The following is a 13246-nucleotide window of genomic DNA, read 5'->3' as shown; positions in this document are numbered from 1 at the left end:
CTCTGGCTTCGCTGGTTTCGCTGGTTTCGCTGATTTCTCTGGTTGTCCATGGAGTTGCTCGTGGATCGCATGGGCGATCGCTCCCCCCAGTTCCCCCCATGACGCGCCGGCCGCGTCCCGCCACTTCCTCCGCCATGTGCCCGTCCGCTCCGTGCCCATTGTGCGGTGGGGCTCAAACGTCGCGAAACAGTACGCACGCTGTCAAGGGTGCCTGTCGTAACGGAAACGTGCGGATTGGGCCCTTCCTGTCCGGCCACGCGCCCGTGCCTGTATGAGTGAGTCACCATGTACGGAGGGAACGGGGGCCTTGGGATGGCGGACGCCGGGTTCGTGGACGGGATGACGCCCTATCTGCGGGAGTCACTGGGGGCGCACGGGGAACGGGTGCTGGACAGCGACGGCGTGCCCGTCGTGAGCGGACCGGCGGAGGTGGGCCGCGGCCTCCTCCGGACCACCCACGAGCGGGCCGACGAGCGGGTGCGGGAGGCGCTGGCGGAGGCCGTGGCGGACGCGGTCGCCGACCCGGACAGCGAGGATGCGTTGGGCGCCCTGCGACAGGTGATCCGCAAGGCGCTGAGCAAGTCCCCTGAACTGGCCGAGGAGTTGGCGGCGCTGATGCCGAGCAGCGACGGCGGCACTCCGGTGGTCGTCGTCGCGTCCGGGACACGGTCGATCGCCGCCGGGGGCAGCATCGGTGTGGCGATCACCGGTGACGGGCACGGTCCCGCGAAGCGGTGAACGCCGAGTTCGGTCCGGGCCCGTCGGCGCCCGGGGAACGGGCCATCGCGGCCGGTGAGTCGATCGGTGTCGCCGTCAGCGGGGACAACGCCCGGGTCGTCGTCCTGCCGGCGGCGGCCGTGCACTGGGCGCGGACGGTGGAGGCACCGGCGGGGGCGGGGTTTCTGCCCGGGTCGGCGTCCGGGGTGTTCGTGGGCCGCGAGGAAGAACTGGCGGATTTGCGTTCTCTGTTGACCGGGGGCGGTACGGCGGCGGTGACCCAGCAGGCGGCTGTGCGGGCGATCCACGGCCTGGGCGGCGTCGGCAAGAGCACGCTGGCGTTGCAGTACGCCGCGCGGTTCCGGGACGCGTACACGCTGGTGTGGTGGATCACCGCGGAGACGGCGGAGTCGATCGTGACCGGGCTGGGCGGTCTCGCCATGGCGCTGTGCCCGCAGTGGGCGGGGGCGGCGGGGCCGGACGAGCGGGCCGCGTGGGCGTTGTTGTGGCTGCAAGAGCACGCGGGGTGGTTGCTGGTCTTCGACAACGTCGAGGATCCGGGGGTGCTGAAGCCGTACGTGGGGACGCTGCATCGGGGCCACCATCTGGCGACGAGCCGTAAGGCCACGGGCTGGCACGCGGTGGCTCCGTCCATGGCGTTGGGGCTGCTGCCGTTGGACGAGGCCGTCGATCTGTTGAGCCGGCTGGCGTTTCCGGGGCGGGCTCCGACGCGGGCGGAGTGGGATGCGGCGACGGAGTTGGCGCGGGTGCTCGGGTGTCTGCCGCTGGCCTTGGAGCAGGCGGGGGCGTATGTGTACGAGACCGGGGCGGGGTTGGAGGAGTACCGGCGTTCACTGGGACTCGTGCTGGACGAGGTGAGCGAGGGGATCGATCCGGAGCGGACGATCGCGCGGATCTGGGATCAGACGCTGGGCGCGATCTCGGGGCGGGATCCGTTGGCGGTGCGGTTGTTGGAGGCTATGGCCTGGATGGCGCCGGATGATATTCCGCGCGCTTTCCTGGAGCCGTTGGCGCCGGATTCGGTGGCGTTGAACAGGGCGTTGGGGGTGCTGCACTCGTACAACATGGTGAGCTTCGGCGATCCGGGGTGCGTCAGCGTGCATCGGTTGGTGCAGACGGTGGTGCGGAGCCGGACGAACGGGCGACTGGACGCGGAGCTTGTGCTTCAGCTGGCCTTACCGTCGGACGACGACGTAACTGCTGCGGACAAGTGGCTGCGCTTCCTTCCGCACATCGACGCTTTGGCCGACACCGCGGCCGCCGGCAGCGTTCCGACCGCAGAGATGAGCTGGGCCTACTACAGCGCGGCCCAGTATCTGTTCCGGCAGCAACGAGACGGCCTGACTCTCAAGCTCAGGCTTCAAGTCCTCATTCACAGTGAGCAGACCCACGACGACAACGACCCCGCCGTCCTCGCCCACCGCAACAACCTCGGCCTCGCCTACATCGCCGCCAACGCCCCGGACAAGGCGATCCCACTCCTGCAAAGCCTCGTCCAACAGGAAGCAGCCTTGGGCGCCGCAACTCCAGATACCCTCACCACCCTCAACAACCTCGCTCTGGCTTACATCGCCGCCGACGCCGCCGACAAAGCCGCTCCGCTGCTGACAACCACCCTTGCCCAGCTCGAAGAGGTCCTCGGCCACCTACATCCCAACACCATCACCTGCCGCAACAACCTTGCCCGTGCGCGCTATGAGGTCATGGGCCGGGACCAGGCCATCCCACTGTGGGAGACCACCCTCCGACAGCGCGAGCAGGTCCTCGGCGACGAGCATCCCGACACTCTCGCCAGCCGCCATACCCTCGCCGTCGCGTACTTGGAGAACGGGGAGGTGTCACGAGCCATCCCCCTGCTGGAAACCACCCTGCCCCAACGCGAAAGAATCCTCGGCCCTACCCACCCCAACACCCAAGCCACTCGCAACCTACTCGCCGCGGTCCGCCGCGAGACCAGCAATTAAGCTGCCCCAATGCCCAACCCACCCACCCCCGCCCCTCACCCCCTGGGCATAGTCCCCGCCCTGGTCCGCTCCGCGTTTCTCATCAACGCCGTGTACGCCGACTCCAGCCGTGCCTTTCACCTCACCCCCCAGCAAGGCCAGCTCCTCTGTGTGCTCATGGCGCATCCGCAGGGCATGACCGAGCTCGGTGAGACGTTGGGGCTGGCCAAGTCGAGTCTGACCGGGCTGGTCGACCGGACCGTGCAGCGGGGGCTGGTGCGGCGGGAAGCCGATCCCCGTGACCGGCGTGCCGTGCGGGTCGGGTTGACCGACGAGGGGGCGCGGCTCGCCGCGGAGTTCTACGCCGAGACCTGCCGCCGCATCGACGCCCTGCCCGCCCACCTCACCCCCGCCGAACGCGACCGCCTCGCCGCCCTCCTCTCCCGTGTCGTCCTCGACAACAAGGTCCCCGAGGTCTTCAGCGAGCCCGACTCGGCTCCATAGCCGCCTCAGCGGACGACGCACGAAGACCCGCCACCGCCAGCACCAAAGTCACCAGCACCGAGGCCCCCGCCGTCATCGACATCGCCGCCGCCGGTGACGTCACCTGGGCCACCGTGCCCGCGAGGGCCGCCGCCACGCCCTGCATCGTGAGCATCCCGGAGGACCGCAGGCCCAGGGCATGGCCCGCCATGTCGTCGGGGGTGAGGGACATCAGCCGCTCCTGCTGGACCAGGCTCGCGGCGAAGCCGACGTTGGAGAGGCAGACGGCCACCGCGGCCAGGGGGACCGCCGGGTGGAGGGCGAAGAGCAGGTACGGCGTCGCCAGCAGCAGGAGCAGCGGGGTGGCCAGCCGGGGGCGCAAGGCGGGGCGTACGAGGCGGCCGACGATCACGTCCCCGGCGAACATGCCCAGCGCCCCGCTCGCGAACAGCACCCCCGCCGCGTCCGGGGCGTAGGAGACGTACAAGGAATCGCAGCCGACCACCAGGCCGTTGGGGATCCACAGGCCCAGGTAGGTGAGACGGCGTGGGCGGGAGGACCACAGGACGGCGTTCGTGTGCCAGGTCGCGCGGACCGAGAGGCGGCCCTTGGCGCGGGCGGGACGGTCGGTCAGGCCCAGGCGGTAGCCCAGGGCCTCCGTCAGATACAAGGTCGCCGCGAGGAGCAGACACACACGCGGCGACAGCAGCGCCAGGAGCCCGCCACCCAGCGCGAAGCCGAGGACCTGCATCAGCCCTGAAGCCATGTTGAACATCGAACGCCCCAGCACGAAAGCGGACTTGGGGAGGATCTCGTTCAGCAGACCGCCGGTCACTCCCCCGCCCAGCGACGCGATCAGGCCCTGGGCGAGGACGACGACGAAGACCGCCCCGACCGGGAGTCCGGGCAGCGCCAGTACCGCCGTCAGTGCCGCGAAGGCCAGCCCCGTCCGGACCAGCGTCGACCGCGGACGCAACCGGTCGGCGCCCGACAGCAGGAAGGTCGCACCCAGTACCTGCGCCAGCTGCGGCCCGAACATGCTCAGCGCCGACAGCAGCGGCGATTCGGTGGCCCGGTAGACCAGCGTGGCGAGGGACAGCCCGCCGATCGTCAGGGCCGCGTTGAAGGCGGCGTAGGAGAGGAAGAAGGGGGTGAACTCCGGGGTGCGGAACAGGGTTCGGTAGCTGCGCATGGGTCGGAGTCTGCGCACCTCCCGCAGCCGTGTTTACTGTTTCGCCGACACACGAAACGTCGTACGGGCACAGGAGAGGGGGCCTACGACGCATGGGCCTGTGGCTGATCGGCACCGACACCCTCGCCCGCAGCCGGTTCCTGGTCTCCCCCTTCGCCGAGACGTTCGCGTGTCTGAAGCTGCTGCACGCCGGGAGCGCCGCCCACCCCGGCGAGGAGGCCTGGCTGCGCGCGCATCTGCCGGGTTACCGCGCGTTCCTCGCCGCCGACCCGGTGGCGGGACCGCTCGTCGACGCCGCGCTCAGGTCCTGGATCGCCGACTTCGTCTGCCCCACCCCGGTCGCCGGGGAGAGCTTCGAGGCGACCGTGGCCCGGGTGCGGGCGGCCGGCCCCGATGCCGCCCGCTCCCACCTCCGTGTCTCCCTCGCCGGCCCGCTCCCCGCGCTGCTGGACCGGGACGACCTGCCCGAGCGGGCGACCGCGCTCCTCACCCACGTCTGGGAGCAGACCGTACGGCCGTACTGGGACCGTCGGCGGCGCATCCTGGAGGCCGACGTGGTCGCGCGGACCGCGCAGGTCAGCCATGGCGGCTGGGCGGCCGTGCTGGACTCGCTGCGGCCCTGGACGCGCTGGCTCGGCGAGAGCCGGTTCCAGGTCAACCTGCACGCGTATCCGCCGCGGGAGATCGCCTCCGGCGCCGAGCTGGCCTTCGTCCCGGTGACGACGGGCGGCGGCTGGGTGTCGTGGGAGGGGCGGGAGCGGTACGCCGTGGTCTACCCGTGCTCCGGTGTGCTCGCCGAGGACCACGACCGCCGTCCGGTGCCGGCCGGGCTCGGGGCGCTGATCGGCGCCGCGCGCGCCGGCGTGCTCATGCTGCTGGGCTCCCCCATGAGCACGACCCAGCTGGTCGCCGTCACCGGGCAGAGCCTCGGCTCGGTCGGCCGCCATCTGCGGGTGCTGCTGGACGCGGGGCTGGTGGAGCGGCGACGGGCCGGGCGGTCGGTGCTGTACGAGCGGACGGCGGCCGGGAGCGTCCTCGTGGAAGCCTCCCCCGTTGATGCCTCTCCCGTCGTGCCCTCCTTCGTCGAGGCCTCACGTCGGCCCGACACTTACCGGAGTTAGCATCCGCTTATGACCACTGCTGACAGCAACTCCCTCACCTCTCCCCTCTCCGTCGAGATCGGCACCCTCCAGGGCGGTGCCGCGGACCTCTCCCAGTACGCCGGCCAGGCCGTGCTGATCGTGAACGTGGCCTCCAAGTGCGGCCTGACCCCGCAGTACACGGGGCTGGAGAACCTCCAGAAGCAGTACGCCGACAAGGGCTTCACCGTCCTCGGCGTCCCCTGCAACCAGTTCCTCGGTCAGGAGCCCGGCAGCGCCGAGGAGATCGCGGAGTTCTGCTCGGCGACGTACGGCGTGACGTTCCCGCTGACCGAGAAGGTCGAGGTGAACGGCGAGGGCCGGCACGAGCTCTACGACCGCCTCGTCGACTTCGCCGACGGCGAGGGGCACACCGGCGACATCCGCTGGAACTTCGAGAAGTTCCTCATCGGCCGCGACGGCACCGTCGTGGCCCGCTTCTCGCCGCAGACCGAGCCGGACGCGGCGGAGCTGGTCGCCGCCCTGGAGGCGCAGCTCGCCGGTTGACCTTGCCCCTGGGGCAGGGAAGAGCCTCCTCGTCACCGGGCGGAAGACCCGTCCGGTGACGGAGGACGAGGATGATCCCGTGACCGACCACGACCCGATCCACGACGATCTGCTCACCATCGGCGCGTTCGCCGCGCGGGCCCGCCTCTCGGCCAAGGCCCTGCGGCTGTACGACCGGCTCGGGCTGCTGACCCCGGCGCATGTCGACGAGGCCAGCGGCTACCGCTACTACCGGGCCGGTCAGGTGGAACGCGCCCGGCTGGTGGCGATGCTGCGGCAGCTCGACATGCCGCTGGCGCGGATCGCCGAGGTGGTCGAGGCGGGCGGGGTCGCGGGCGCGGACGTGCTGGCCGGCTACTGGGCCGAGGTGGAGACCCGGCTGGCCGGGCAGCGGACGCTCGCCGAGTACCTCCGTGGACGACTGTCGGGGAGGAGCTCCGAGATGTACGGGAAGTTCGTGGTGGAGACGGTGGAGCTGCCGGAACAGGCGGTGATCACCGAGAAGCGGCACACGCTGGCCGACGAGCTGCCGGCGTGGATCGGGGCGTCGCTGGGACGCCTGGAGGAGGCCTCGCGGGAGTGCGGGGGCGTGACGGCGGCGCCGTTCGTCCTCTACCACTCCGAGGTCTCCATGGAGAGCGACGGCCCCGCCGAGTCCTGCGTGCCCGTCGCCGACGAGGCCGCGGCCCGGGCGTGGGCGGCGGAGCGCGGACGGGCCTGGGAGACGGCGGTACGGGTGGAGCCCGCCCAGCGGTTCGCGTACACCCGGATCACCAAGGCCCAGGTGGCCCATCCGCAGATCATCGCCGCCTTCGAGGCGGTGGAGGAGTGGATCGCCGGGCAGGGCCTGGAGCAGGCGGGGCCCTGCCGGGAGATCTACTTCGCCAACTGGGACGCGGCGGGGCCCGAGGACCCCGTCTGCGACGTCGCCTTCCCGGTCAGGTAGGCAGCCCTACTTGAGCTCGTCGGGGCACGGTGTCCCGCGCGGCAGCTGATACGGCGCCGCCAAGCGGTACGTCCCCGCCTTCGGCGCGAGCAGCTCCGTCCACTTGTCGCCCTGGGCGTCCTCCTCCGTCTCCATCAGGCAGCCGTTGACGTTGTCGTACGTCTTCGGCTCCCCGTCGGCCCGGTCCTTGGACGCCTGGGTCTCCTTGGGCGGATCCAGGCTCTTGCCGTCGGCGTCGACGACGCTCAGCCACGGCGAGTACGGGATCCGGATGAGGATGCGGCCGGCCTTCTTCACCTGGAGGGTCATCTCGCCCTGCTCGGCGCGGTCGACGACCGCGTTGGGCTCGGCGAGCGGGGTGGGGTCGGTGACCTGGAACAGCTGCCAGTTGGCGTCGCCCCAGACCTGCTTCAGATAGGGCATGCCGCGCTGGACGAGGTCCCGCTCCCGCTTCGCCCCGTCCCCGTCCGGCTCGTCCTTGGGGACGACCACGAAGTGCACGGCCCAGCGCTTGACCCACTCGTGGTAGTTCGCCGAGTTCAGGGTGTCGTCGTAGAAGAGCGGGTTGCGCTCCATGTCGGCCTGGCGGTTCCAGCCGCGGGCGAGGTTGACGTACGGGGCGAGCGCGGACGCCTCCCGGTGGGAGCGGGCCGGCACGACCTCGACGCGGCCCTTCTCGGCGCCGACCTCCTGGAGCTCGTTGACGAGCGGGGCGAGTTCGCGGGCCCAGGAGGCGGCCGGAGTGGTGTTGAGGACGTCGTCGACCGACTTGAAGCCGATCCAGCCGCCGAACCCGGCGATGGCCAGCACGATCGCGTACCACTTGCGGCTGCGCGGCACCGTGAAGGGCAGCGCCGCCAACAGCACCGTCCCGGCGAACAGCATGGGCAGCCGGGAGATGTTGGAGCCGATCTGGGAGCTGATCAGCCAGACCAGGACGACGGCGAGCGCGTACACCGCGGCCGTCAGCCGGACCGTCTTCCACTCCTTGGGGACGAGGAAGTAGACCAGGGCGCCGTACGTGAACGGCAGGATCACCGACCCGAAGATCATCGGCTGGGTGCCGGAGAACGGGAACAGCCACGCCGACACCGCGACCACCACGGTCGGCGCGATGCCCAGCGCCCAGGCACCGGGCCGCCGCTTCTGGAGGAACAGCGCCGCCGCGACCAGCCCCACGAACAGGCCCGCGACCGGCGAGGCCATCGTGGCGAGCGCGGCCAGCGGCGCGGCGCACAGCGCCTTCGCCCACCGCTTGTAGCGCCAGCGGTACGGCCAGCAGAACACGACCGCGACCGCGCCGAGCGCGAACATCGTGCCGAGGCCGAAGGTCACCCGCCCCGAGACGGCGTTGCAGAAGAAGGCGACGACGCCCGCGAGCGAGGCCCACAGCGGGTTCTTCACCGACCGGCTGCGCAGCAGGATCAGCGTGAGCAGCCCGGCCGAGACGGTGCCGGCGATCATCATCGTCGTACGGACACCGAGGACCGACATCAGATACGGCGAGACCACGCTGTACGACACCGGGTGCATACCGCCGTACCAGGCGAGGTTGTACGCCGAGTCCGGGTGCCGCCCGACGAACTCCGCCCAGGCGTCCTGGGCGGCGAGGTCGCCGCCGCTGTTCGCGAACACGAAGAACCACATGATGTGGAGCCCGCCGGACAGGACGGTGAAGGAGAGAACGGGGTGCCGCAGGATCCGCTCGCGCAGAGCGAGGAACGCGGTGAGGAAGCGGGAGGGCACCGGAGGCGAGGGCTCAGGCCCGGGTGAGGTGTCGGCACGACGGCTGTCGCCGCCACTGCCGCGCTCGCCGCTGCTCTCGTTGCTGCTGTCGCCCGTGCTCTCTGTGCGCGGTGCGGGCACGCGTATTCGCGGGCTCGTGTCCGAGCCCGGATCGGCGTCGTCTGCGCGTGTCGGCTCCGCAGTGGCCACCTGAAGGCAACTCCCCGTGTCCCGTCTTCTTTTCTCGGCCGTGTGATGTTCCGGCCTCGTTCACGGTCGCGTTGTGGGCGACCGGCGACCTGCCCCGATTCGTGACGCTAGCACGCAGCCCGCCGCCGGGCCCCCGGGCGGGGGCGTCGGCGGCGGGCAGGGACCGGCTCTTCGGCCGTCGATCAGCCCAGGCGGGTCAGCTTGTCCGTGAAGCCCGGTTCGACGAGATCCTTCTGGAGCGCGACCGGGACTGCCACGGCACCGGCCGAGGCGTCACCGACCGTGAGCGTGCCGACCTTGGTGCCGGCCTTCGCGGTGTGCGGTACGTCATCGGCGGCGAACGTCAGCTTCACGGTCAGCCCGGACCAGCCGACGGCGGTGACGTCCTTGGTGGCGACGACGGGGGTGTGCCCGCCGAGCCCGTCGTCGACGTACCCGACGACATCGCCCTTCTTGATGATCGTCGCGGACTCCAGGGCGCCCTGGGCGGCCCGGATCAGCTGGTCGCCCGCGGTGAGGGCGGCGCTGAGGATGGTGTTGTCCACGCCGCCGGCCGGCTGCCGCAGCACGGCGCCGACGATGGTCCGGGTCTCCCCGTCGACCTCCTTCTTCGCCGCGAAGACGAGGTTGCCGAGGGCGGAGGTGGTGGTGCCGGTCTTGATGCCGACGACGTCGTTCTTGCCGACGAGCTGGTTCCAGTTGGGGTGGTTCTCGCCCTTGTAGTCGTCGTACGACATCATCGCGGCGACCTCGCGGAAGGCCGGGTACTCCATCGCCTTCTTGGCGAGCTTCACCTGGTCCACGGCGGTGGAGACGGTGGTGTTGTTCAGCCCGGAGGGGTCGGTGTACGTCGTGTTCGTCATCCCGAGGTCGTCCGCGGCGTCGTTCATCTTCTCGACGAAGGCCTTCTCGGAACCGGCGTCCCAGCGGGCGAGGAGACGGGCGACGTTGTTCGCGGACGCGATGAGGATGCTTTCGAGCGCCTCACGCTGGGAGATGGCGTCACCGGCGGTGACGGCGACCTTGGACTCGTCGCTCTTGGCGGCGCCCTCGTCCTGAGCGGTCTGGTCGATCTTGATGTTCGGGCCCTTGGCGCCGCTCTTGAGCGGGTGGTCGCGCAGCACGAGATACGCCGTCATGACCTTGGCGACGCTCGCGATCGGCACGGGCTTCTGGTCACCGGACGAGCCGAAGGAACCGATGCCCTGGACGTCGAGGGCGCCCTGGCCGTCGGTGGGCCAGGGGATGTCCACCTTGCTGCCGTCGAAGGAGTAGCTGTCCTGCGCGGTGAGCTGGAGGGTGGGGGTGGGCAGCGCGCGTACGGACTGTACGACCGCAAAGATGACCGCGAGGAGGAGGACGAGGGGCGTCCAGATCTTCACGCGGCGGACGGTGGTGCGGAGGGGGGTCTCCGGGGGCGGCGGGGTGTTGGTGAGCTCGGCCAGCAGGTCCAGCGGGGGCTTCGGCGGGAGGGGCTGCTGGGTGGTGCGCTCGGGGCCGACCTGGGGGACGGGGGTGGTGACGTCGGGCTTGAGCGCGACGAACTTGCTGGTGCGCTCTGTGGGGGGCGGGAGCTTGAGCATGGTGGTGGGCTGATCCACCTGCCGCCCGGCCTCGGCTTCGCCCTCGGCCCCGGTTTTCCTCCCACCCGCACCACCCGTGCGACTCTCGTCGCCGCCTGCGGGTGGCCCTTGAGGGGCCTTGCCACCGTCGGCGGCCGCGGGCACGTCGCCGCGTGGAGCCTTGCCGCCCGGGGCGGCCGGAGGCGCGTCGGCGGGGGTTGCGCCGCGGCTTGCGGTGCCGGGCGGGGGCGAGTCCTGGGGGCCGGGCGAACCCGCGGGGGCCTTGTCGCCGTCGGCGGCCGGAGGCGCGTCGGTGGGAGCGGCGGCACGGCTCGCGGTGCCCGGCGGGGGCGAGTCCTGCGGGGACTTGTCACCACTGGCCGCCTGAGGGGCGTCGGCGGGAGCGGCGGCACGGCTCGCGGTGCCCGGCGGGGGCGAGTCCTGCGGGGACTTGTCACCACTGGCCGCCTGAGGGGCGTCGGCGGGAGCGGCGGCACGGCTCGCGGTGCCCGGCGGGGGCGAGTCCTGCGGGGACTTGTCACCACTGGCCGCCTGAGGGGCGTCGGCGGGAGCGGCGGCACGGCTCGCGGTGCCCGGCGGGGGCGAGTCCTGCGGGGACTTGTCACCGCTGGCCGCCTGAGGGGCGTCGGCGGGGGCCGGGGCTGCCGTGCCGGTCGCCGCGCGCGGGTCGGGCTTGGGGGCCGCGTCGGTGGGCTTGTCGGCGGGCTCGCCAGCCTTTTCGGCAGCGCCGGTGGCAGGGGTGAGCGGCTTGTCCGCCGGCTCGTCGGCCATTTCGGCAGCGCCGGTGGCAGGGGTGAGCGGCTTGTCCGTCGGCTCGTCGGCCTTGGCGGCGGCGACGGGGCTGTCGGCGGGCTCGGTGCGACCAGGCGTGTCGCGGGGCTCGTCGGCCCTGTCGGTACCGGTCGTCGCCGACTTGCCGGGCCGGCCGTCGGCGGGCTCGGTGCCACCACGCGCGTCACGGGGCTCGTCGGCGGTGCCGGTGGTCACCGGCTTACCGGCCGGGCTGTCAGCGGGGGCGGTGCCAGGGCCCGCGTCACGGGGGCCGTCGGACGGGTCCGTGCCGGTGGTCGTCGGCTTGTCGGCCGGCTCGGCGTCAGGGCCCGCGTCACGGGGCTCGTCGGACAGGTCGGCGGCGTCTTCCGCCTCGTCGGCCTTCGCGGCTCCGTCGGGCCCGTCCGCCGCCCGCTCACCGGCGCCGGTGGCCTCAGCGTCCCCCTCAGGCGCGTCCGAGGCGGCCTCGGACGCTTCCGACGTCCCGGTGTCGCCGTCAGCCGTCGCGGGCGCGTCCTCGGCGCCGGAATCGGCCCCGGACGGCGTGCCGTCGCCCGTGCGGACCCATGCCGCCACCGCGGCCCGCAGACGCGCGTCGCCGCCCGCGTCCGGCCCGGTGCCCTCAACGTCGGCCTCGGCCTCGGCCTCGGAAGCCTGCGTCTCCGGCGTCTCCGTGGCGGGCTCCTGGGGCTCCGAGTCCTCCGGCGTACCGCCCTCCCCGGCTTCCGCCCGGGCCGCCGACTCCCTCGCCTTCGCCACGTCTCGTACCGAGAACACGCGTGTCGCCGTGTCCACGCCGCCGCGGGGCTCCGTACCGGCATCGGTGCTCTCTGCGGTGTCCCGGGCGACCGCGAGCCGCGGATCGCGGACCTCGGTCCTCGCCTCGGGAACCGGACCCGCGCTCCCCGACGTCGGTTCTGCCGACGACTCGCGCTGCTTCGACCTGTCGGGGGACTCGCCCGCCACCGATGCCTCCTAAACCGTGAATCCGTGAACCTGTATCCGATCGCCTGCCCAGGGCCACGGTCCACCGCACTGTCCGAACCATGTACCAGTGTCCTGTGTGAGGGCTTGGCTCCTGCGGTAGACGAGAACGACATACCTACCGGTTCCACTACAAACAGGTCACGCACCCTCGACAGACCAATGTGAGAGGGGTCACCCTGTCATTCATCCACGCGGGGAGGCATGGATGGGCAGGAGCCGCAGAACACTTCCGGAGGAGCTTCTGCTGCTGGCGTTGGACCCGACCACGGGTACCACCGCACAGCCGCAGTCGCTCGACCTCGGTCTGGCCGGAGCACAGCTAGTGGAGCTGGCGCTGGCCGGACGGATAGCCCCAGACGGGGATCGTATCGCCGTGGTCGTACCACGGCCGACTGGAGATCCGACATTGGACTGCGCGTTGGAGTTGCTGCGAAGGCGTGGCGCTCCCGTGCGGGCGGTGAACTGGATTGGCGGACCCCGGCTGGGGCTGCGCCAGACCTACCTCTCGCATCTCGAGCGGTGCGGCATGGTGCATGCCGTCGCCGGTCAGATGTGCGGGGTGTTGCCGACGACTCGCTATCAGGCGACGGACAACGCCATCAGCCGGGAGATCAGGTCCCGGCTGGACTCGGCGATCCGCACCGGCGTCCCGCCGGACCCGCGGACCGCGGCGCTGGCCGCCCTGGCCCACGCGGTCGGCCTCGGCAAGCACCTGTACCCGGGCAACGAGGGGCGGTCCTCTCGGTCCCGGCTGCGGGATCTGATCAGGCACGACCCCATGGGCGGTCTCGTCGCGCACGCCGTGATGGACGTCCAGAACGGTGTGGCGGCGCAGCCACGCCGTAGCCCCGCCCCTGCGCCCGGCCGTCCGGCCGCGGCCGGTGGCAGGGCCGCAGCGGAACCCGCTCGCGGTGTTCCGGTGCAACCGCGCCACGGTTCCATGGCGCGTGTCGTGGCCCACTGAGCCGCAGTTCCACGACACCGCCGCGGGAACCGAGCCGCACCACGCAACTCCGGCGTAT

Annotated in this window: 10 protein-coding genes; 7 read left to right on the top strand and 3 right to left on the bottom strand. The window is 71.7% G+C overall.

The features are described from left to right. The first annotated feature begins 312 nt into the window (after positions 1 to 312). The 3 genes from OG885_RS26170 to OG885_RS26160 are packed head-to-tail and all read left to right on the top strand — an operon-like array spanning position 313 to position 3185. Complete coding sequence (locus OG885_RS26170) at positions 313 to 738, top strand: hypothetical protein (RefSeq protein WP_405735636.1); 426 nt, start codon at positions 313 to 315, stop codon at positions 736 to 738. Then, a complete protein-coding gene (locus OG885_RS26165) occupies positions 735 to 2702 on the top strand; it encodes a tetratricopeptide repeat protein (RefSeq protein WP_405735633.1) in 1968 nt (655 codons plus the stop codon). Before OG885_RS26170 ends, OG885_RS26165 begins: the two co-directional genes overlap by 4 nt. 9 nt (positions 2703 to 2711) lie before the next feature. Continuing rightward, positions 2712 to 3185, top strand: a complete 474-nt coding sequence (locus OG885_RS26160) for a MarR family winged helix-turn-helix transcriptional regulator (protein ID WP_405735630.1) — start codon at positions 2712 to 2714, stop codon at positions 3183 to 3185. Here the strand turns inward: OG885_RS26160 and OG885_RS26155 are convergent. Beyond that, positions 3160 to 4356 carry an MFS transporter gene (locus OG885_RS26155; protein WP_405735628.1) on the bottom strand — a complete coding sequence of 399 codons (1197 nt, stop codon included), beginning with the start codon at positions 4354 to 4356 and terminating at the stop codon, positions 3160 to 3162. The two genes, OG885_RS26160 and OG885_RS26155, sit on opposite strands and share 26 nt — an antisense overlap. 92 nt (positions 4357 to 4448) lie before the next feature. Here OG885_RS26155 and OG885_RS26150 point away from each other — a divergent pair, with 92 nt between their 5' ends. From OG885_RS26150 to OG885_RS26140, 3 genes are all read left to right on the top strand, one after another. Then, the gene (locus tag OG885_RS26150) at positions 4449 to 5477 is read left to right on the top strand and encodes a winged helix-turn-helix domain-containing protein (protein ID WP_405735625.1); all 1029 of its coding nucleotides are present in this window, start codon (positions 4449 to 4451) and stop codon (positions 5475 to 5477) included. A gap of 9 nt (positions 5478 to 5486) precedes the next feature. Next, a complete protein-coding gene (locus OG885_RS26145) occupies positions 5487 to 6002 on the top strand; it encodes a glutathione peroxidase (protein ID WP_405735623.1) in 516 nt (171 codons plus the stop codon). Positions 6003 to 6081: 79 nt separating this feature from the next. Continuing rightward, positions 6082 to 6948 carry a MerR family transcriptional regulator gene (locus OG885_RS26140; RefSeq protein ID WP_405735620.1) on the top strand — a complete coding sequence of 289 codons (867 nt, stop codon included), beginning with the start codon at positions 6082 to 6084 and terminating at the stop codon, positions 6946 to 6948. A 6-nt stretch (positions 6949 to 6954) separates the two neighbouring features. On the opposite strand, the gene OG885_RS26135 is transcribed toward OG885_RS26140, so the two are convergent. After that, positions 6955 to 8883, bottom strand: coding sequence for an MFS transporter (locus tag OG885_RS26135; RefSeq protein WP_405735618.1), 1929 nt, complete (start codon positions 8881 to 8883; stop codon positions 6955 to 6957). 182 nt (positions 8884 to 9065) lie between these two features. Continuing rightward, the gene (locus OG885_RS26130; protein WP_405735615.1) at positions 9066 to 12203 is read right to left on the bottom strand and encodes a D-alanyl-D-alanine carboxypeptidase; all 3138 of its coding nucleotides are present in this window, start codon (positions 12201 to 12203) and stop codon (positions 9066 to 9068) included. A gap of 226 nt (positions 12204 to 12429) precedes the next feature. Between OG885_RS26130 and OG885_RS26125 the strand changes: the two genes are divergently transcribed. Continuing rightward, positions 12430 to 13188: a GPP34 family phosphoprotein gene (locus OG885_RS26125; protein WP_399960992.1), complete on the top strand. Its 759-nt coding sequence runs from the start codon at positions 12430 to 12432 to the stop codon at positions 13186 to 13188. Positions 13189 to 13246 lie beyond the last annotated feature (58 nt).

Source organism: Streptomyces sp. NBC_00028 (genome assembly GCF_045041065.1).
Classification (GTDB): Bacteria; Actinomycetota; Actinomycetes; order Streptomycetales; family Streptomycetaceae; genus Streptomyces.
This window is presented reverse-complemented; position numbering and strand designations above follow the sequence as displayed.

Coding starts and splice junctions, on each gene's coding strand:
- OG885_RS26170 (WP_405735636.1), top strand. CDS start 313: ATGGCGGACGCCGGGTTCGTGGACGGGATGACGCCCTATCTGCGGGAG.
- OG885_RS26160 (WP_405735630.1), top strand. CDS start 2,712: ATGCCCAACCCACCCACCCCCGCCCCTCACCCCCTGGGCATAGTCCCC.
- OG885_RS26155 (WP_405735628.1), bottom strand. CDS start 4,356: ATGCGCAGCTACCGAACCCTGTTCCGCACCCCGGAGTTCACCCCCTTC.
- OG885_RS26150 (WP_405735625.1), top strand. CDS start 4,449: ATGGGCCTGTGGCTGATCGGCACCGACACCCTCGCCCGCAGCCGGTTC.
- OG885_RS26145 (WP_405735623.1), top strand. CDS start 5,487: ATGACCACTGCTGACAGCAACTCCCTCACCTCTCCCCTCTCCGTCGAG.
- OG885_RS26125 (WP_399960992.1), top strand. CDS start 12,430: ATGGGCAGGAGCCGCAGAACACTTCCGGAGGAGCTTCTGCTGCTGGCG.